The organism is Kocuria atrinae C3-8 (genome assembly GCF_000286355.1).
GTDB lineage: Bacteria > Actinomycetota > Actinomycetes > Actinomycetales > Micrococcaceae > Kocuria > Kocuria atrinae_A.
The window spans coordinates 27,653-45,256 of the sequence record NZ_AJXN01000054.1 but is presented as its reverse complement, the minus strand read 5'-3'; the positions used below and the strand labels follow the sequence as shown (position 1 = coordinate 45,256).

The window sequence follows — 17,604 nt, the reverse complement described above, 5'->3', positions numbered from 1 at the left end:
GTACGCTTGCGGTCGGCCGGGGCCCGACGACGCCGCCGCCCTCCCCTTCCGGGTCGCGGTACGCACGCAATCGCAGGCCGAGATAGAGCAACACGGCGGCCGCGGCGCCCTCCGCCACGAGACTCCCCCACGGGAGGATCAGCAGCGCTTGATTCTGCCCCGACACCGCGTAGTTGATGCTCCAGCCCAGGACGGCGGCAATGAGCGCAACCACCACCAGGGACAGCACGTTCAGGTAGCGCATGGTCGATTCAGCTCCCTTCCGTGTGGTCGCACAGCGTGAGATCCGTGGTGCTCAACCCCTCGAGGTCTGGAGCACGCTTGGCCAGGTCCCGCACCAAGTGCCCGCCCAGCTGAGCGGAAGGATCCAACCGCGCCCACGGGACCAGGACGAAGGCCCTCTCGTGGGCGCGCGGATGAGGCAGCGTCAGGTGCGGGTCCTGTTGTTCGATCCCCTCGAACCAGATGATGTCCAGGTCCAGGGTGCGGGCCCCCAGCGGACCGTGCGTTCGCGACCGTGTTGCCGCTCGATCGTCTGGCAGACCCGCAGGGTCTCTTCGGGGCTCAGGTCCACCCGTAGTCCGACCACGGCGTTGAAGTAGTCCGGTGAGTCCTTGGGACCACCCACGGAGCGGGTGCTGACCACGGGTGAGCAACCGGTCACGGTGATTCCGGAGGCGTCGTTCAGCGCGGACACCGCTGATCGCAACGCCGCCAACCGATCCCCCAGGTTCGCTCCCAAGGCCACTACACACCGGGCTGTCACGACTACCCCTCCGTATCCCGCGTGCGGAAAATGGTGACGGCCACGTCCGAGAACGTGACCTCGATCGGGGCCTTGGGTTTGTGCACGGTGACCTCGAGGGCCCGAATCAAGGAGAACTTCGCAAGCAGGTCGGTCGCGATCCGTTCTGCCAGGGTCTCGATGAGCTGGTACCGGGGACCGATCACGATTTCGCGCACGAGTTCGGCCACCTCCCCGTAGTGCACGGTGGCCGTCAGTTCGTCGGTGTTGCCCGCGGGCTTGAGGTCCGCGTACATGACCAGGTCCACGAAGAACGGTTGACCCGTGCGGCGCTCCTTTTCGAAGACCCCGTGGTAGCCCACGGCACCCAAGCCGGTCAGGGTGATGCGGTCGTGGTGGCTCAAGTCAGCGGGGGAAGTCATCATTGGTGCTCAGTCTTCGTTCTCGTGGGACATCTCGTGGGGGACAAGAATCGGTGGGGTGACTCCCAGCCACGCGTGTGCGGTGGCCACGGCGTCAACGGTCGCGGCGACGTCGTGAACCCGCACCGCCCAGGCACCGCCGAAAGCGGACAGTGCGCTGATGGCAGCCGTGGCGATGTCCCGCTCGGCGACCGGACGCGGGCCGTTCTCATCACCCAGGAGGTTGCCCAGGAAGCGTTTGCGGGACGCCGCGACCAGCACTTTGTTGCCCGTCTCGACCAACCGCGGAAGCGCGCGGAGCAGATCCCAGTCCTGTGAACCGGCCTTGGCGAAGCCCAGCCCCGGATCCACGATCAGGTTCTCCGGTTTCACCCCGGCTCGATAGAAGCGCTCGCGCAGTTCCAGCAGCTCGGCGATCACCTCGTCCGGCACGTTCTCGTAGGTGGAGAGCCCGTCCATCGTGGTGGACGTGCCGCGCGAATGCATCAGGATGTACGGCACCTGTCGCTGTGCCACCAAGTCGATCATGTCCTGCTGGACATTCTTGCCCGAGACGTCATTGATGATGTGCGCGCCCGCATCCAGGCAGCGGCCGCGGTCTCAGCGTTGAGGGTGTCCACGCTGATCACGATGCCATGCTCGGACAGCGCGCGGATCACCTCAAGAATGCGGCGCTGTTCCTCCTCGAGGCTCACGCGCACGGAACCGGGTCGAGTGGAATCACCACCGACGTCCACGATGTCTGCGCCCTGGGCTGCAAGCTCCAGGCCGTGGGCGATGGCCGCGTCCATGGTGTCGTGAGTGCCGCCGTCGCTGAAGGAATCGGGGGTGACATTGAGGATGCCCATGACCAGGGTGCGGCCCTGCGGCAACTGCTCGTACGAGCCCCAGCCAGCGGAGCCGTGCCGTTGGGGCTCATCGGTTCTGGCCCGCGAGGATCAAGTTCATGGCTTCAGCGCGGGTGGCCGGATCGCGCAACTGCCCGCGAACCGCTGAGGTCACGGTCTTGGCCCCGGGCTTGCGTACCCCGCGCATGGACATGCACAGGTGCTCGCATTCGATCACCACGATGGCTCCTGCCGGATGCAGGTGCTCCACGAGCGCCTCGACCACTTGCGTGGTGAGCCGTTCCTGGACCTGCGGTCGTTTGGCGAACAGATCCACCAGGCGCGCGAGCTTGGACAGCCCGGTGACCCGGCCCTCGGGACCGGGAATGTAGCCGACGTGGGCCACCCCGTGGAACGGCACCAAGTGGTGCTCGCAGGTCGAGTAGAACGGAATGTCCTTGACCATGACCATTTCCGCGTGGCCGATGTCGAACGTGGTGGCCAACAGGTCCGAGGGATCCTGGTGCAGTCCGGTGAAGATCTCCGCGTACGCGCGAGCCACCCGTGCGGGGGTGTCCTTCAAACCGCTGCGGTCCGGATCCTCGCCGATGGCCAGCAGGATCTCCCGCACCGCGGCTTCAATGCGCGTTTGGTCGATCCGATGGTCAACCCGTTCAGATTCGAGGTAGTCCGCGTACGAGCCGGAGATCGGCTCGGATAATTCCTGACCGTTGTCCGGGCTCATTCAGCGCTGCTCCTGCGATCCGCCGGACCAGCCGTTCTGGCTGTCGCCCTGATGTTCGCCACCGGCGGGACCGCCCTGCGGGCCACCCCGGCCGTCCGTTCCGGGCATCTGGGATTCACCGTGATCGGGGACCTCGAGCGGGTGCTCGGGCTTGGCGGCGACCGCCTGATCCTGTGGTGCCATGGTGTCCGGGTCCTGGGTGTGCTTGCGGTGGGCCTCTTCACGCTCGGCGGAGGTGATCACCGGCGGAATGTCCGAAACCGGTCGGTTGTCACCCGAGTGCCACACGGGGCGCAGGTCACGCTTGCGCACGTCACGGAAGATATCCGCGATCTGCCCCTCATTGAGCGTTTCCTTTTCAAGCAATTCCAGGGCCAAACGGTCCAGAACGTCGCGGTTCTCGTTGAGGATCTCGTGGGCCTCGGTGTGAGCCTGCTCGAGGAGCTTGCGCACCTCGTCATCCACGACCGCCAGCGTGCTGTCCGAGTAGTCCTTACCCGTGGAGCCCATTTCACGACCCACGAAGGGATCGGAGTTGTCACCGCCGATCTTCACGGAACCGATGCGGCTGCTCATGCCGTACTGGGTGACCATCTTGCGCGCCGTGTCCGTGGCTTTCTGGATGTCGTTGGAGGCACCGGTCGAGGGATCGTGGAACACGAGTTCCTCAGCGGCGCGGCCACCCATGGCGTACGCCATCTGGTCCAGCAGCTCGTTGCGGGTGGTGGAGTACTTGTCGTCCGCGGGCATCACCATGGTGTAGCCCAGCGCACGACCGCGCGGCAGGATGGTGATCTTGGTGACCGGGTCGGTGTTGCGCAGGGCCGCTGCCACCAGTGCGTGACCGCCCTCGTGGTAGGCGGTGACCTTGCGTTCGAGTTCCTTCATGATGCGCGAGCGCTTCTGCGGACCGGCGATCACACGGTCGATGGCCTCGTCCACGGCGCGATCATCGATGAGCTGCGCGTGGGAACGAGCGGTCAGCAGGGCCGCCTCGTTCATCACGTTGGCGAGCTCGGCGCCGGTGAAGCCCGGGGTTCGCTTGGCCACGGAGGCCAGGTCCACGTTGTCCGCCAGCGGCTTGTTCTTGGAGTGCACGCGCAGGATCTGCTCGCGGCCCTTCATGTCCGGGGCGTCCACGCCGATCTGACGGTCGAAACGGCCGGGGCGCAACAGTGCGGGGTCCAGGACGTCCGGACGGTTGGTCGCGGCAATCAGGATCACGTTGGTGTTCGCGTCGAAGCCGTCCATCTCCACCAGCAACTGGTTCAGGGTCTGCTCACGCTCGTCGTTACCGCCGCCCATACCGGCACCGCGCTGGCGGCCCACGGCGTCGATCTCGTCCACGAACACGATGGCGGGGGAATTCTCCTTGGCTTGCTGGAAGAGGTCGCGCACACGGGAGGCACCCACACCCACGAACATTTCCACGAAGTCAGAACCGGAAATGGAGTAGAACGGCACGCCCGCTTCACCGGCAACGGCCTTGGCGAGCAGGGTCTTACCGGTACCCGGAGGACCGTAGAGCAGCACGCCCTTGGGGACCTTGGCACCCACGGCGGTGAAACGGTCGTGTTCGACCAGGAACTGCTTGATCTCGTCGAGCTCCTGGACGGCCTCGTCCGCGCCGGCCACGTCCGAGAACATGACCTCAGAGTTCTCCTTGTTGAACATCTTGGCCTTGGAGCGACCGAACTTCATGGCCTGCCCGCCGGACTGCATGCGGGAGAAGATGAACCAGAAGATCGCCAGGATGATCAGGAACGGCAGCATGAAGCGCAGCAGCGACAGGAACCAATTGTTCTCAACCGGCTGGTCGGTGAAGCCTTCCAACTCAGCGCTGTTCATGGTGTTGACGACTTCTTCGGCGCGGGGTTCCACGTAGAAGAACTCCACGTCCTTGCCGAGCTGTTCGTCGTTGAGAGTGAGGTCTTCCTTGAGCTGAAGCTCGACCTTCTGCTGGCCGTCGTAGATCTTGGCCTCTTGCACCTTGTGGTCACGCAGCAGCGACATACCCACGTTGGTGTCCACCCGGGAGGTGGACGGGCCGAAGAGATTTGCGCCCACGGGTACCAGCACCAAGACGGCTAGCAAGATCCAGAAGAACGGTCCCTTAAAGAAGCTGGTGGGTTTTTTCGCCGTGGCCAAGCCGATGATCCTCCCGTGGACGTGACACGCAGTGCCGCGCCCCAAAAACTGACGGTGCTGTATCCGGGTCCGTTTGATCCGGCTACCAATGTGGGTGCGCGGCGCGTAACGCACAATCTATCGTTTTCGGGAACACCGGACCTCATCCGGGTCGGGTCGTTCCCTGAGAGCGCACGCGCCGCGCTCACGCTACACGTGGGACCCCACTGTTCCCTGAGTTCTTACTCGTAAACGTGCGGAGCCAACGTGCCGATGCATTCCAGATTGCGGTAGTGCTCGGCAAAGTCCAGGCCGTAGCCGACCACGAACTCATTGGGGATGTCCCAGCCGACGTACTTCACGTCGATGGACGTCTTGGCGGCGTCCGGCTTGCGCAGCAGCGCGCAGATCTCCACGGACTTGGGGCCGCGGGACTCCAGGTTGGTGCGCAACCAGGACAGCGTAAGGCCCGAGTCGATGATGTCCTCCACGATGAGAACATCCTTTCCGTGCAGGTCGGTGTCCAGGTCCTTGAGGATCCGTACCACGCCCGAGGACTTGGTGCCGGAACCGTAGGACGAGACGGCCATCCAGTCCATGGGGTACTGCCCCTTGAGCGCACGCGTGAGGTCTGCCATGACCATCACGGCGCCCTTGAGCACGCCCACGAGCAGAACGTCGCGGCCTTCGTAATCGCGGTCGATCTGCTCTGCGAGCTCCTCGATCTTCTGGGCGATTTCTTCCTTGGTGAATAGGACGTGGGACAGGTCTGACTCGACGTGCTCGGCCTTCACGTTGCGCTCCTGAGGTGTTGCGTGAACAGGGGATGGGGTGTGTGGGAGGGGGTCATTCGGTGCTGTGGAACTCGAGGCGCCCCTTGGCGCAGTGCTTGTCCGCGCGTCGTCGCCACACGGTCACCTTACCCGCCATTTGCAGTGGACCGGCAGCCCCGTATCCCAAGGCGAATTCTTCCAGGGCGCTGAGCCGCTCGAAGGTGGGGGTATCGCCGCCCACGGCGACACATGCCTGGGCGAGCATACGTCGACGCATGGCCGCGGGCGCCGCTTGCAGGGCGTGGCAGTCCAGCTCCAGGTTCTCGGACAACGACGCCGCCTGGTCCAGTCGCGCGCGGCGGAAATACTCGGCCGCTTGCTCGTCCAGGAAGTCCGCGTCCGCGTTGAGCACCGACGCCGTGCGCGCCAAGGCGTTCGACACCCCGGGGCCCAGGTGGTTCTCGAGCCAGGGCAGGACCTCGTGGCGGACCCTGGACCGCATGAGCGTGGTGTCCGAGTTGCTGGGGTCGTGCCACGGCTCGAGACCTTCGGCCCGGCAGATTTCCTCGGTTTCCTCACGTGTCACGTTGAGGAACGGGCGCATGTACTGGACATTCTCGATCTTGTGCCCCGGGGACATCCCGGACAGGGAGCGCGTTCCGGAGCCCCGCGCCAATCCCAGCAGCACTGTCTCGGCCTGGTCATTGCGGGTGTGACCCAACAGCACGGCGTCCGCGTCAATCGACTCTGCGATGTCGTTGAGTGCTCCGTAGCGAGCCAGGCGGGCTGCCATCTCGGGGCCGTGTCCCGCGCGATCCACCGTGACGCGGCGTGAGATCACGGGGTCCAGTCCCATATTTTCCAGAACGCGCACCGTGGATTCGGTGACCTCTGCGGAACCGGACTGCATCTGGTGATCAATGACCGCAGCACCCACGCGCGCCTTCCCGCGGCGCGTGAAATGCGCGGCCGCTGCGGCCAGCGCCAGGGAATCGGGTCCACCGCTGCAGGCGATCAACACCAACGGCGGCCGGCCGTCCTCACGCGCGGGGAGTTCCTCGATGGAGCGCCCCACGGCCCGGCGGGCACGGGCGACCCACGGGTGTAACCGTCCGGTTCTTCCTCGCTGCAACGATCAGTCCTGGGCGTCGCGCGTGCGACGAGACATGTCCTCGGCCATGCTCAGCACCTTGGACAACACGGGGGTGTGCTCCCCCAACATGATCAGTGCGCGCTCGAGTTCACCGGAGGGCACCACGGTGGCCAGGGCGGTCACGGCATCCGTCTCCGTGCTGATGCCGGTGCGGATCTGAGTGGTGGACAGCACTGGCTGGGCTGCTTCCACGCGGCGCAGTACGGCCTCGATGTCCTGGGCACCCACGCTGTCTTCCAACATGACCAGACGTTCATATACGGCGGGATTGCCGATCTTGATGCGGCGACCACTGATGAGCTGGGAGAGCATGGGCGCAGACAGCCCCAACACCTCAGCCAGTCGTCGCTGGGTGATGTTGTACGCCGCCACTACCTTGCCGAATCGCTCCGACAGGGGCTGGCCATACAGCTGGATCTGCTGATCAATGTTTTCCGAGCTCACGGAATCATCCTGACACACTCGGCTGAAACGAAACTTCCAGTAGCGCGGTACATCACGTCAGCACCCGATCCATCCAGCGCTGCGGATCGTGGATCTCCGCCTCGGTCGGCAGGGTCTCGGCGGAAGTCCACACGGTGTTGAACGTGTCCATTCCGGCCCGCTCCACGATGTACTCTACGAATTTCTGGCCGTTGCTGTACTGGCGCATCTTGGCGTCCATCCCCATGAGGGTGCGGATCGCTCGGTCCAGGGCACCGTGATTGTCGGAGCGAGCATTGAAGCGGCGCCGGATGGTTTTCACGGTGGGAACAATCGTGGAGTCCACGGCGTCCATCACGGCATTGGCGTGCCCTTCCAGAAGGGACATCACCGCGGTGAGGTGGGACAGCGTGGCCTTTTCCTCATCCGTCAGCAGGTGACCGATGGGACCAAGTCCAGCGTCCGGCTGGTTCCCCGAACCCTTGCCGGTCACCGAGGCCACCACGGCGCTCAACCGGTCCCACGGGGAGACATCGAAAGAGCCCAGCGTGGAGATCTGTTGGAGCATGTGCCCGCGCAACCACGGCGCGGCGGCGAACTGTACGCGGTGGGTTTGTTCGTGCAGACACACCCACAAGCGGAAGTCGTCGGGGTCCACGTTGATCTCTTGTTCGGTCCACAACACGTTGGGGGCCACGAACATGAGGCGGCCTCCCGGGTGCGATTCCGCCGCTCGCGGTGAGACCAGGCCGGCGTACGGGTCGTACTGGCCCAGCACCTTGGACGAGAGGAAACCGACCATCGCTCCCATCTCGCCGCGGCGGCCGTGGGCGCGAACCCGCGCAGGGCGGCGTCGAACTTGTCCGGATTCTTCTCGCGGATCCTGTCGAAGATCGGTTGCATGAGCACCGAGAACGTTTGCGTGTTGGCGTTGGCCCATCCCGCGCGATCGACCACCAGGATCTTGGAGTCCCGCAGGTTTTCTGCGGCGTCCAGGCGCGTGATGTTGTGCACGTGATGCACGGATTCATGGGCGAAGTACCGTAGCGACTCCACGGCTTTGCTCATCTCCCGCGGCTTGGGCGTGGGCCCGGGCGGGGTGAGCTTGGCGGCGATCTGGGCCGCCGAATCCCAGTCCACGAGTGAGGGTCGAGCCAGGTCTTGAGTCATGCCCACCACTCAACCACACACAACCGATCAGCACACTGCCTGACGTTCAGCCTTGGGCGAGCGCAGCCACCGTGCGGTCACGGTGTCCTTGGCGGGATCGGTCTGCCCGCGCACGTCGTTGAAGATCACCGAGTACACCAGCACCTCACCCTGGGCCTGCTGCACGTACCCGCTCAGCGACACCACGGAATTGAGGGTGCCGGTCTTCGCCCGGGTCAAGCCCCTGGCTGCTTGTTCGTCCGGGTCGTCGAAACGGTCGGTGAGCGTTCCGGTGGCACCGCCCAGCGGCAGACCCTGACCGTAGGGCCCCAGTTCCGGATCGGTCAGTAGATCCCGGGTGGCCTGAGCCAGCATTCTCGTGGTCACACGGTTGGACAGCGCCATGCCGCTGGCGTCCACGATGTCCACACCGGTGAGGTCGATCGCGTGGGCCTCCAGCGTGGCACGAATGGCGTTCTGCACACCCGCAACGCTGCCCTGCTCCCCCGCTTCTCGAGCCGCGATGCGTGCCAAAGTTTCCGCGAGCGAGTTGTCCGAGTGTTCGAGCATGTACGCCGTCTGTTCGTGGACGGGTGCGGATTCCACGCGCGCCAATTCCGCACCCTGCTCCGGTGCGGAGTGATCTCCCGCGCTCACGGTGGCTCCCGCCCCCAGGTGGCCTTGCAATCGTTCCCGGAACTCGGCAGCCACGGCGTCCGCCGCATTCTCGGGGCGTTCGCCGCGCGCCCGGGTCCTGCCCATCAGAGGTGGGGACGCGATGGGAGTACATGGCGATCGGCGAGACGGCGGTGATTTCGCCCGCCTCGACGTCTTCCCCTGCCCATCCAGGGTTCACCGCCGGCCCCGAGAACAGATCGGTGTCCAGAGCCACTTCGATCTCGCCCTGGACGCCGCTCTCCGCCAGCGCACCCGCGGCCCGTTCGGCCAAATCGTCGATCCCGGCGTGCCCGTTCACGGCGTCCGGGTCCCCCTTACCCGGCGCGAGCAGCGTGTCCCCACCGGCAACGAGCGTGATCTGGTTGGGATTCTCCCCTGTCATGACCGTGGTGGCGAGCCGCGCGTACGGGTCCAGGTGCTCGGCCACGGTCAGCGCGGTCAGCGTCTTCTGATTGGACGCGGGGATCCGCGCCTCTCCCGCCTCACGTTCGGCACGCACCTCACCCGATTCGGCGTCCAGCACCGTGACACTCGAAACCCCCGGCGCCTCGGCCAGTTCCGCATCCACAATTTCTTGGATCTCTGCGCCGTTTCCGCTCGGGCTCTCCGCCGACGACGCCGCCGCCTCCAGTACGCCGGGCAGGTCTCCCGCTTCACCGGGGGCGGTCAGCACGGCCATGGGCTCTCCGGACTCGCCCTGATCCACTTCCGCCAGCAACGCGGGGATCGCCCACAGTGAGCTGAGAATCAGCGCCGCGATGAGCAACGCCGCCACGATCGGGCCCCATGGGCTCTTGGATCGCGGGGGCGGCGGGGTGCTGGGCTTGCTCATGCGGCCATTCTTTCGCATGTACGGGACTGAAACGAACCGATTGTCAGGCCCCGAGCGGCGTCGTTGATTGCCGCCCGTGCGGCACGTGCCGCTATCGTGGAACCCAACGAGATTTCGGGGGACCTCATCGCGTGCCCCGATCCAACCAAGACTCGAACACGAGGAGCACTGCCATGGAGCTGGACGTCACCATCGAGATTCCCCGCGGATCCCGCGTCAAGTACGAAATCGACCACGAGACCGGTCGCATCCGCCTGGATCGTGTGCTGTTCACGTCCATGCAGTACCCCACCCACTACGGCTACTTCGAGGACACCCTGGGCGAAGACGGCGATCCGCTGGACGCATGATCATCATGGACGTGGACATCATGCCCGGCGTGATCGTGGAGGCCCGCCCCATCGCCGTGTTCAACATGACCGACGAGGCCGGCGGCGACGCAAGGTGCTGTGCGTCTCCGTGGACAAGCGCTACGACGAGATCCAGGGCCTGGAAGACGTCAACGAGTTCAAGCAGAAGGAGATCCAGCACTTCTTCGAGCGCTACAAGGACCTGGAGCCCAACAAGTGGGTCAAGGGCGAAGGCTGGGAAGGCAAGGAGACCGCCGAGCGCCTGATCATCGAGGCTCAGGAACGCTTCCAGAAGTCCCAGTACGAATCTGCGGCCGAGGCCGAGCAGGACGACTGATCTCCAGCACCCTCCATCACGGGGCCGCGGCAGTTCTCGTGCCGCGGGGTCCCGTATTTTCCGGCCATATAGTGCGCCTGACCTGCGGTTCCATGGGTCCAGTCGATGGTTTCGAAAAACTTTCATAGAAAAGCTCTTTTTACTACGCCTTCCGTACGCTAAATTTCTTACCAACCGGTAATACCGGTGACGAACCGGGAGAATTTCCCCCGAATCCCTCCCGGATTCGAGTACCCGAGCGCCGCAGATCTGAAACTCTCGCGAGTTCCGATGGTTCCCCCAACTTGTCGAAACTTTTGGCGCTCGGATTGATCCCGCTCGAGGCGTACACCGAGCGCGGGAGTCGGCCGGTGAATATCCCCCATATTCACCGGCCGACACCTTTTGGTGGGAGTCCCAGGCGGCCTATGCGTGTCGGTGGGTTGTGGTGGGATGGTTCTGAACACCCCGCAGAATCTTTGCGGTGGCGCTCCGTCCGTCCGATCTTCCCCACCCGTTCGAGGTGATCTCCGTGCTTGGCTCACAACCTGCGCCCTATGAGCGCGTGTATGTGTTCCACGGCAGTGCCTCCACGCAACTCCTGGGGACCGACCGGTTGGTCACGGCCGCACAAAAATTACTGGCCGCAGCGGGAGTCGATCCACACATCTCGCCGGCCGTTCACACGGACATCGTGTCCCGCCCGTACACCAACGAATCCCTGCAGGATCCGATCCTCGATGCACCCTCGGCCTGGCTCCGTTCCCACACCAGCGTGACCGAGCTGTCCGTGCAACTCTCTGCGCAGGATTTCTGGGATCGCATCAACGCCGGGAGCTGGGCCACGTGGTCCGAGCAATGGCCCTCCCCCGCGGACAGCCCGTTGTACCCGCCCAGTGCCCCCGAATGGCTCATCGGCGCACCGCGGTGGGAACTGGATCCGCTAGCCCCTGCCCTGGGACCCGCCGCGCCGGGGGGCTGGGTCTGGATGCCCACGTCGTCCAAAGACTCCGATGCCAGCAAGGAAGAGGACCCGTCAGAGCAGGCTCCGCAACTGGCTGCGGCCGATCGAGAGCGGGGTGAAACGTCCGAGGACGGTGAGCAATATTCGTGGGTGGGTCTGTTCCAGCTCACGGATGTGGAGTCGTTCTGGGTGCTGAGCACTCCGGAGCGCCTGGACCACGTGTCAAACTGTGCGAGCAGCTGAGCAGCACTCATTCGGCCTTCACCTGGTTGACCGGCTACTTCGACCCGCGCGATGTCCTGGGATCGCTCCGGCTGCCCATGGAGTGCGCCCCGGAACTCGAATACGCGCTCACCGAGCGCGGGTTTTCCGTGGACGTGTGGTGGTGACCCTCTAGAACTGCTCCGCGCAGCGTTGAAGCAACGTGGCAGCCGCGGGGCGGGCGTCCCATTCCTCGTGCCACAGTGAGCGCACCACGGCTTTGGAGACCGCCTGCGGAGTGATCCCCAGCTGAGCGGCAACGTCTTTCTGCTGACCCCTCGCTCCGGGCGTCAGGAGATCGACCACGCGCCATTCGGCGTCACTGCGCACGCTGACGACGCGGCCCACGAGTTTGAGCACGGCCTGTGCCTCGGCCGCGGATTGTTGATCTGCCGCGCACACGCGCACGGCCACCCGTTCACCCAGACGCTGGGTTGCGGCGGCCTCATGCCCGTAGAGCATGCCTGCGCCGTCCGCGGCAACCGCCAAACGGCCTTCGGGATCGGTCACTCGAGTCAGGAACACTTCGCCCACTCCGATGGCCACCGCATAACGGTCCTCGCGCAGGGCGATCATGGTCGCGCTGACTGCCGCCTCCGGGTCCTCGGTCAGCCCGCGGACCTCACCGGGTCCGGTGGGCTGGAAAGGTGCGCTGGTGTTCAGATCACTCAACTCGCGCGTGAGTTCACGGTCCATGTCGGTACTGGGCCGGGAGCTGTCCTCCACGCGCCGAGTCAATGTCATCACAAACACGTTCTCAGTATCGCAGTTCGCACAAGGGTTTCACGCGGTTGAGCGCGGCGACCCGGCGCGGTGTCCGAATCTAGAGCAGCGTCTGCAGGATGCGTGCGGCGCCGTCCTCGTAGACCGTGGTGGTCACCTCGTGGCACACCTCGGCCACTTCGCCCGGAGCCTGACCCATGGCAATACCACGAGCTGCCCAGTCGAGCATCTCGATGTCGTTGCGGCCGTCGCCCATCGCAATCGTGTGGGCCGGGTCCACGCCCAGCTGGCGCCGGATCTGCTCCAGCGCGCTCGCCTTGGACACGCCGTTGGCCGCCACGTCCAGCCACGAGGACCAGCCCACGGAGTAGGTCACTCCGTGCAGTCCGGCCTCGTCAATGACCTTGGCGAACTCTTCCGGGGTGTCGTTGGCGCTGTAAACCACCAGGCGAACCGCGGGAGTCTCGGACAGGGTCTTGAGGTCCACGCCGATCGCTTCGATCCCGAAGGACGAATCCTGGAACCGTTCGGTCGAGTAGAACGTGCCGTCCGCGGTTTCGAGGGCGAATTTGGCGGCGGGCAGTTTGTCCGCCAGTGCTTCCAGAGCGGACGACGGGTCAAAGCTGACGCGGTCCACCACTTCGTAGTGGTCCTCCAGCTCGGGGTCCAGTCGCAGAGTGATGCCGCCGTTGGAGCACACGGCAAAGCCGGACTCCATGTGTACCTGGCGGATCACGGGAAGGGTTGCGCCCATGGAGCGGCCGGTCGAGATCACCACGTGGTGACCCGCTGCGACCACCGCGCGGGCGGTGTCTTTCACGGCGCGAGACATTTTGCCGTCGTGGTCGACCAGGGTGCCGTCGACATCCAGGGCCACGAGGTACTTGACGCCCTCCTCCTTGGTCCACGAGCCCGTGCGAACGGGCTGAACCTTGGTGGGGGGAAGCGTGTCCGCCGCTGATTTCAGTTGTTCTTGCTGCCGGTCATCGATGCCAGCCTGTGTTTCAGTCATAACAGTCATGGTGTCACACCACCAGCTGTCGGTGACACGACGCAGACCACACGGTTACCGGCGCATGAACTCCCCGGTGCATCAGTTCACCGGGAGCATCACTTCCTGGCCGCGCATGTAGGGGCGCAAGATCTCGGGGATCACCACGGAACCGTCCTGCTGCTGGTGGGTCTCGAGGATGGCCACGAGCCAGCGAGTGGTCGCCAATGTGCCGTTCAGGGTGGCGACGGCGCGCGTGCCCGCCTTCTTGGGCTTGCCGTCAGGGCCCGTGGTTTCCGGCAGGCGCTCACGGATGTTCAGGCGGCGCGCCTGGTAGGTGGTGCAGTTAGAGGTCGAGGTCAGCTCGCGGTAGCACCCTGCGTGGGAACCCAGGCTTCGCAGTCGAACTTGCGAGCGGCAGAGGTTCCCAGGTCACCGGCGGCGGTGTCGATCACGCGGTAGCTCAGGCCGCACGCCTGCAGCATCTGCTCTTCCCAGGCCAGCAGTCGCGCGTGCTCGGCAGCAGCTTGATCGAGCGTGCAGTAGACGAACATCTCCAGTTTGTTGAACTGGTGCACGCGGATGATGCCGCGGGTGTCCTTGCCGCCCGATCCTGCCTCGCGGCGGTAGCACGAGGACCACCCGGCGTAACGCAGCGGGCCGTCGGAGAGATCCAGGATCTCGTCCATGTGGTAGCCGGCCAGCGCCACTTCGGAGGTGCCGACCAGGTACAGGTCGTCCTTCTCCACGCGGTAGATCTCGTCATCGTGTTCCACGTCGAAACCGGTGCCGCTCATGACCTCGGGGCGCACCAGGTTGGGCGTGGTCATGGGAATGAAGCCGTTGTCCAGGGCCAGGTCCTGGGCCGCGAGCAACAGCGCGTTCTCCAGGCGGGCAATGTCACGCTTGAGGAAGTAGAACCGGGAGCCGGACACTTTGGCACCGCGCTCCATGTCGATTCCGTCCAGGAGTTCCGCGATCTCCAGGTGATCCTTGGGTTCGAAGCCCTCGGCCTCGAAGTCACGCGGGGTGCCCTCGGTGCGCAGGACCGTGAAGTCGTCTTCGCCCCCGGAAGGCACCCCGTCTTCCACCAGATTGGGCAGCTGGGCGAGCAGGGCCTGCTGAGTCTGCTGAGCGGCGTCGGCGGTGGCCTGCGTGGCCTTCACATCCGCAGCGAGCTGCTTGACCTGGACGAGCAGTTCTTGTTTCTCCTCGCCCTGGGCCTTGGCCACCTTTTTGCCAAACGCGTTCTGCTCCGCGCGGAGGTTCTCGAACTCCGTGATGGCGCTCCGGCGCTGGGCGTCGGCGTCGAGAATTCGATCGACCAGGCTCTCGTCGGCCTCGCGGGCCTTCTGGGAAGCACGGAACAGGTCGGGGTGGGCGCGCAGCTCATTGATATCGATCACCGTTCCAGGGTAGCGAACGCCGCGGCGTGACGCGGAACCCACTGCCGCACGCGGCTCGCACCAAGTTGGCGACCGTAGACTATAACTAATAAGCAGGTGACAGTTCTCCCTACCGAGAAAGGCTGCCGTGCGCACCAATTCTCTGGTTCCGCAGCGAGTCGCTGTGGTCCTCAACCCGATCAAGCTCCAAGCCGATGAAGCCCGCGATGCCGTGATCCTGGCATGCCGCAAGGGTGGCTGGTCCGATCCCGAGTTCTACCTGACCGAAGAAGATGACCCCGGATACTCCATGGCCCGGCGTGCCCTGGAAGATGACGCTGACGTAGTGCTTGCGGCCGGCGGGGACGGCACCGTGCGCGCCGTTGCCGAGACGCTCGCCGGAACCGGAACCCCTCTCGGGCTCGTCCCCCTGGGCACCGGCAACCTCTTGGCCCGAAACCTCGGTCGAATCTGGCCGACCCGCGCCACTGCGTGGACGTGGCCCTGTTCGGTTCCGAGAAGTCCATCGACACGGTCTCCTTCAACGTGGAGCGGGAAGACGGCACGCTGGACGAGAACCGCTTCCTGGTCATGGGCGGTGGCGGTTTCGACGCTCAAATCATGGCGGACACCAAGGACGACCTCAAGGACATGGTCGGCTGGGTCGCTTACGGCGAGGCCGGCGCGCGCCACCTGTTCAACCGCCCCGGTTGGGCCCGTTTCCAGGTGGACGGCGGCGAATGGGAATCAGCCCGCGCCCGCTCCGTGATGGTCTGCAACTGCGGCGAACTCACCGGCGGCATGGTCCTGGTTCCGGACGCCAAATTGGACGACGGCGTTCTGGACCTCGTGGTCATGAGCCCCCGCAGCATGCTCGGCTGGGCCCGCATGGCCGCCAAGGTGCTCTTCCGCCACACCCACGACCTGCCCGTGATCGACTTCCACCGCGGCAAGCACGTGCGTGTGGAATTCTGGGACGCCACCGAGTCCGAGATCGACGGCGATTCCCTGGGCAAAATCAAGGCCTTCGAGTCCGAGGTGTTTCCCGGCTCGCTGCGTGTGCGCGTGGCGCCCTCCATGGCCGACTTGGATGAGCCCGAGGCCCCGGTCATCGACGCCGCGGATCCGGACAAGATCTGAACGCCCTCTGATCGACGGTCGAGCCAAGGAATCGCCAATCCGTGGTCGCACCGTCGGTCACGTTGCGGTCCGCGGCAAACCAGGGTCGCACCGTCGACCAGAAGTACGCACCAACAGCGACGCCGCCGCATCCCCACTTCTTTCACCCGACCCGGGGCCGGAAGAGAACGGGACGCGGCGGCGTCGTCGTCTGTGAATGCGGCGGTTAGGCTGCCCCGGCCAGGCCGAAGATGGCCGCGGCAATCGCGAAGCCCACCACACCAATGATGGTTTCCAGAACGGTCCAGGTCTTGAACGTGGTCTTCACGTCCATTTCCAGGAAACGACCGACCAGCCAGAAGCCGGAGTCGTTCACGTGGGACAGCACCACGGAACCGGCAGCCACCGCCACCACCATGGCGGCCAACTGCATTGCGTTGTAGTCCCCGGCGAGCACGGCGGGTGCGACCAGACCGGCTGCGGTGGTCAGCGCAACGGTGGCCGAACCTTGGGCCACGCGCATCACGGCGGCAATGATGAAGCCTGCCAGGATCACGGGGATACCGAGGTCCGAGAGTACGTTCTCCATGGCGTCGCCGATACCCGAGGTACGCAGCACACCGCCGAACATGCCGCCGGCGCCGGTGATCAGAATGACCGAGCAGACCGGGCCGAGTGCCGATTCAAAGGTCTTCTCGATGGCCGAGCCACTCATGCCACGGACCTTGCCGATGGTCAGCGCGGCAATGATCAAGGTGATGGTCAGGGCAATGGGAGTCTCGCCAATCGCGCGCAGCAACTCGAACCAGCCCTGGCCAGCGGTATCTTCGCTCACCGCGCCGGACTCAGCCAGCGTGCCCAGGCCCGTGTTGAGGAAGATCAGCAGCATGGGCAACAGCAGGAGCATGATGACCAGGCCGACCGACGGCGGGTTCTTCACGTTCTCGGCCTCGCCCAGAATGGTGGGCACGGGCAGGTTGATCTTGCGGCCCGCGATCTTGCCGAACAGGTAGGACGAGAGGTACCAGGCCGGGATGGCGCAGACGAGGCCCACCAGGATGATGTAGCCGACGTTCGCGTCGAAAAACGTTGCGGCAGTCACCGGGCCCGGGTGCGGCGGCACGAACACGTGCATCACGGAGAACGCACCCACGGCCGGAAGCGCATAGGTCAACACACTTCCGCCCAGGCGGCGAGCCACCGAGAAGACGACCGGGAGCATGACGACCAGGCCGGCGTCGAAGAAGATCGGGAAGCCGAACAGCAGCGACGCGACACCCAGTGCAAGCGGGGCCCGCTTCTCTCCGAAGACACCGATGAGTTTGTCCGCGAGCACCTGTGCGCCACCGGAGGTTTCCAGCAGACGACCGAGCATGGCGCCCAGGCCCACCAGCAGGGCCACGCTGGCCAGGGTGTTACCGAAGCCGCTGAGCAGTACGGGGACCACCTCACCGGTAGGGATCCCGGTGGCGAAAGCGGTCAGTGCGGAAATAATGATGAGTGCAAGAAACGCGTGGACGCGGAACTTGATGATGAGCACCAGCAACACGGCGATGGCCGCGGCTGCAATCAACAGCAGGGGGCCCGCTGTGAGGGTTTGACTCCAGCCTTCGATTTCCAT

The 17,604-nt window shown here is 65.0% G+C and carries 13 protein-coding genes and 8 pseudogenes; 4 read left to right on the top strand and 17 right to left on the bottom strand.

The features are described 5' to 3' along the window. The 13 genes and pseudogenes from YO9_RS0107015 to YO9_RS17385 all read right to left on the bottom strand — a co-directional run. A pseudogene (locus tag YO9_RS0107015) lies at positions 1–244 on the bottom strand (DUF3180 family protein); the annotation flags it as partial. A 7-nt stretch (positions 245–251) separates the two neighbouring features. Beyond that, positions 252–697: pseudogene (folK, locus tag YO9_RS21475) on the bottom strand (2-amino-4-hydroxy-6-hydroxymethyldihydropteridine diphosphokinase). Between the two features lie 71 nt (positions 698–768). Continuing rightward, entirely contained in the window at positions 769–1,170 is a 402-nt protein-coding gene (gene folB, locus YO9_RS0107005) for a dihydroneopterin aldolase (RefSeq protein WP_016996834.1), read from the bottom strand. A 6-nt stretch (positions 1,171–1,176) separates the two neighbouring features. After that, positions 1,177–1,958 (bottom strand): annotated as a pseudogene (gene folP, locus YO9_RS0107000) (dihydropteroate synthase). A gap of 124 nt (positions 1,959–2,082) precedes the next feature. Continuing rightward, positions 2,083–2,739 carry a GTP cyclohydrolase I FolE gene (gene folE, locus YO9_RS0106995; protein WP_016996832.1) on the bottom strand — a complete coding sequence of 219 codons (657 nt, stop codon included), beginning with the start codon at positions 2,737–2,739 and terminating at the stop codon, positions 2,083–2,085. After that, positions 2,740–4,887, bottom strand: a complete 2,148-nt coding sequence (gene ftsH / locus YO9_RS0106990; RefSeq protein ID WP_016996831.1) for an ATP-dependent zinc metalloprotease FtsH — start codon at positions 4,885–4,887, stop codon at positions 2,740–2,742. It abuts the gene before it with no gap. A 221-nt stretch (positions 4,888–5,108) separates the two neighbouring features. Continuing rightward, positions 5,109–5,660 (bottom strand): hypoxanthine phosphoribosyltransferase, encoded by a 552-nt coding sequence (gene hpt / locus YO9_RS0106985; protein ID WP_016996830.1) that lies wholly within the window; start codon positions 5,658–5,660, stop codon positions 5,109–5,111. A 52-nt stretch (positions 5,661–5,712) separates the two neighbouring features. Beyond that, positions 5,713–6,771 (bottom strand): tRNA lysidine(34) synthetase TilS, encoded by a 1,059-nt coding sequence (tilS, locus tag YO9_RS0106980; protein WP_031272828.1) that lies wholly within the window; start codon positions 6,769–6,771, stop codon positions 5,713–5,715. Between the two features lie 3 nt (positions 6,772–6,774). Further along, complete coding sequence (locus tag YO9_RS0106975) at positions 6,775–7,236, bottom strand: DNA-binding protein (protein WP_223286239.1); 462 nt, start codon at positions 7,234–7,236, stop codon at positions 6,775–6,777. Between the two features lie 52 nt (positions 7,237–7,288). Then, entirely contained in the window at positions 7,289–8,026 is a 738-nt protein-coding gene (locus tag YO9_RS0106970) for a zinc-dependent metalloprotease (RefSeq protein ID WP_396350732.1), read from the bottom strand. Positions 8,027–8,130: 104 nt separating this feature from the next. Then, positions 8,131–8,385 (bottom strand): annotated as a pseudogene (locus YO9_RS21470) (zinc-dependent metalloprotease); the annotation flags it as partial. 27 nt (positions 8,386–8,412) lie between these two features. Further along, positions 8,413–9,126 (bottom strand): D-alanyl-D-alanine carboxypeptidase/D-alanyl-D-alanine endopeptidase, encoded by a 714-nt coding sequence (gene dacB, locus YO9_RS17390; RefSeq protein ID WP_223286238.1) that lies wholly within the window; start codon positions 9,124–9,126, stop codon positions 8,413–8,415. 73 nt (positions 9,127–9,199) lie between these two features. Then, positions 9,200–9,721: pseudogene (locus YO9_RS17385) on the bottom strand (D-alanyl-D-alanine carboxypeptidase); the annotation flags it as partial. Positions 9,722–10,047: 326 nt separating this feature from the next. On the opposite strand from YO9_RS17385, the pseudogene YO9_RS0106960 reads away from it, so the two are divergent. Both YO9_RS0106960 and YO9_RS0106955 read left to right on the top strand, forming a co-directional pair. Further along, positions 10,048–10,561 (top strand): annotated as a pseudogene (locus YO9_RS0106960) (inorganic diphosphatase). 511 nt (positions 10,562–11,072) lie between these two features. Then, on the top strand, positions 11,073–11,747 hold the full coding sequence (locus YO9_RS0106955; protein WP_223286237.1) for a hypothetical protein: 675 nt from the start codon (positions 11,073–11,075) through the stop codon (positions 11,745–11,747). Positions 11,748–11,897: 150 nt separating this feature from the next. Here YO9_RS0106955 and YO9_RS0106945 read toward each other — a convergent pair whose 3' ends face one another. The 3 genes and pseudogenes from YO9_RS0106945 to serS all read right to left on the bottom strand — a co-directional run bounded on the left by YO9_RS0106945 (position 11,898) and on the right by serS (position 14,885). Then, positions 11,898–12,509, bottom strand: coding sequence for a hypothetical protein (locus YO9_RS0106945; protein ID WP_223286236.1), 612 nt, complete (start codon positions 12,507–12,509; stop codon positions 11,898–11,900). 79 nt (positions 12,510–12,588) lie between these two features. After that, positions 12,589–13,500 (bottom strand): HAD family hydrolase, encoded by a 912-nt coding sequence (locus YO9_RS0106940; protein ID WP_016996821.1) that lies wholly within the window; start codon positions 13,498–13,500, stop codon positions 12,589–12,591. 81 nt (positions 13,501–13,581) lie between these two features. Beyond that, positions 13,582–14,885, bottom strand: a pseudogene (gene serS, locus YO9_RS0106935) (serine--tRNA ligase). A gap of 127 nt (positions 14,886–15,012) precedes the next feature. On the opposite strand from serS, the pseudogene YO9_RS21465 reads away from it, so the two are divergent. Further along, positions 15,013–15,270: pseudogene (locus tag YO9_RS21465) on the top strand (diacylglycerol/lipid kinase family protein); the annotation flags it as partial. A 92-nt stretch (positions 15,271–15,362) separates the two neighbouring features. Beyond that, positions 15,363–16,004, top strand: coding sequence for a diacylglycerol/lipid kinase family protein (locus YO9_RS17375; RefSeq protein ID WP_223286234.1), 642 nt, complete (start codon positions 15,363–15,365; stop codon positions 16,002–16,004). 205 nt (positions 16,005–16,209) lie between these two features. Here YO9_RS17375 and YO9_RS0106925 read toward each other — a convergent pair whose 3' ends face one another. Next, positions 16,210–17,604 (bottom strand): GntP family permease, encoded by a 1,395-nt coding sequence (locus YO9_RS0106925; protein ID WP_016996817.1) that lies wholly within the window; start codon positions 17,602–17,604, stop codon positions 16,210–16,212.

Excerpts from the sequence above, each read along its gene's own strand:
- YO9_RS0106945 (WP_223286236.1), bottom strand. The coding sequence starts at position 12,509 with ATGACATTGACTCGGCGCGTGGAGGACAGCTCCCGGCCCAGTACCGAC.
- YO9_RS0106970 (WP_396350732.1), bottom strand. The coding sequence starts at position 8,026 with ATGGGAGCGATGGTCGGTTTCCTCTCGTCCAAGGTGCTGGGCCAGTAC.
- YO9_RS0106940 (WP_016996821.1), bottom strand. The coding sequence starts at position 13,500 with ATGACTGAAACACAGGCTGGCATCGATGACCGGCAGCAAGAACAACTG.
- folE (WP_016996832.1), bottom strand. The coding sequence starts at position 2,739 with ATGAGCCCGGACAACGGTCAGGAATTATCCGAGCCGATCTCCGGCTCG.
- folB (WP_016996834.1), bottom strand. The coding sequence starts at position 1,170 with ATGATGACTTCCCCCGCTGACTTGAGCCACCACGACCGCATCACCCTG.
- dacB (WP_223286238.1), bottom strand. The coding sequence starts at position 9,126 with ATGGGCAGGACCCGGGCGCGCGGCGAACGCCCCGAGAATGCGGCGGAC.
- YO9_RS0106925 (WP_016996817.1), bottom strand. The coding sequence starts at position 17,604 with ATGGAAATCGAAGGCTGGAGTCAAACCCTCACAGCGGGCCCCCTGCTG.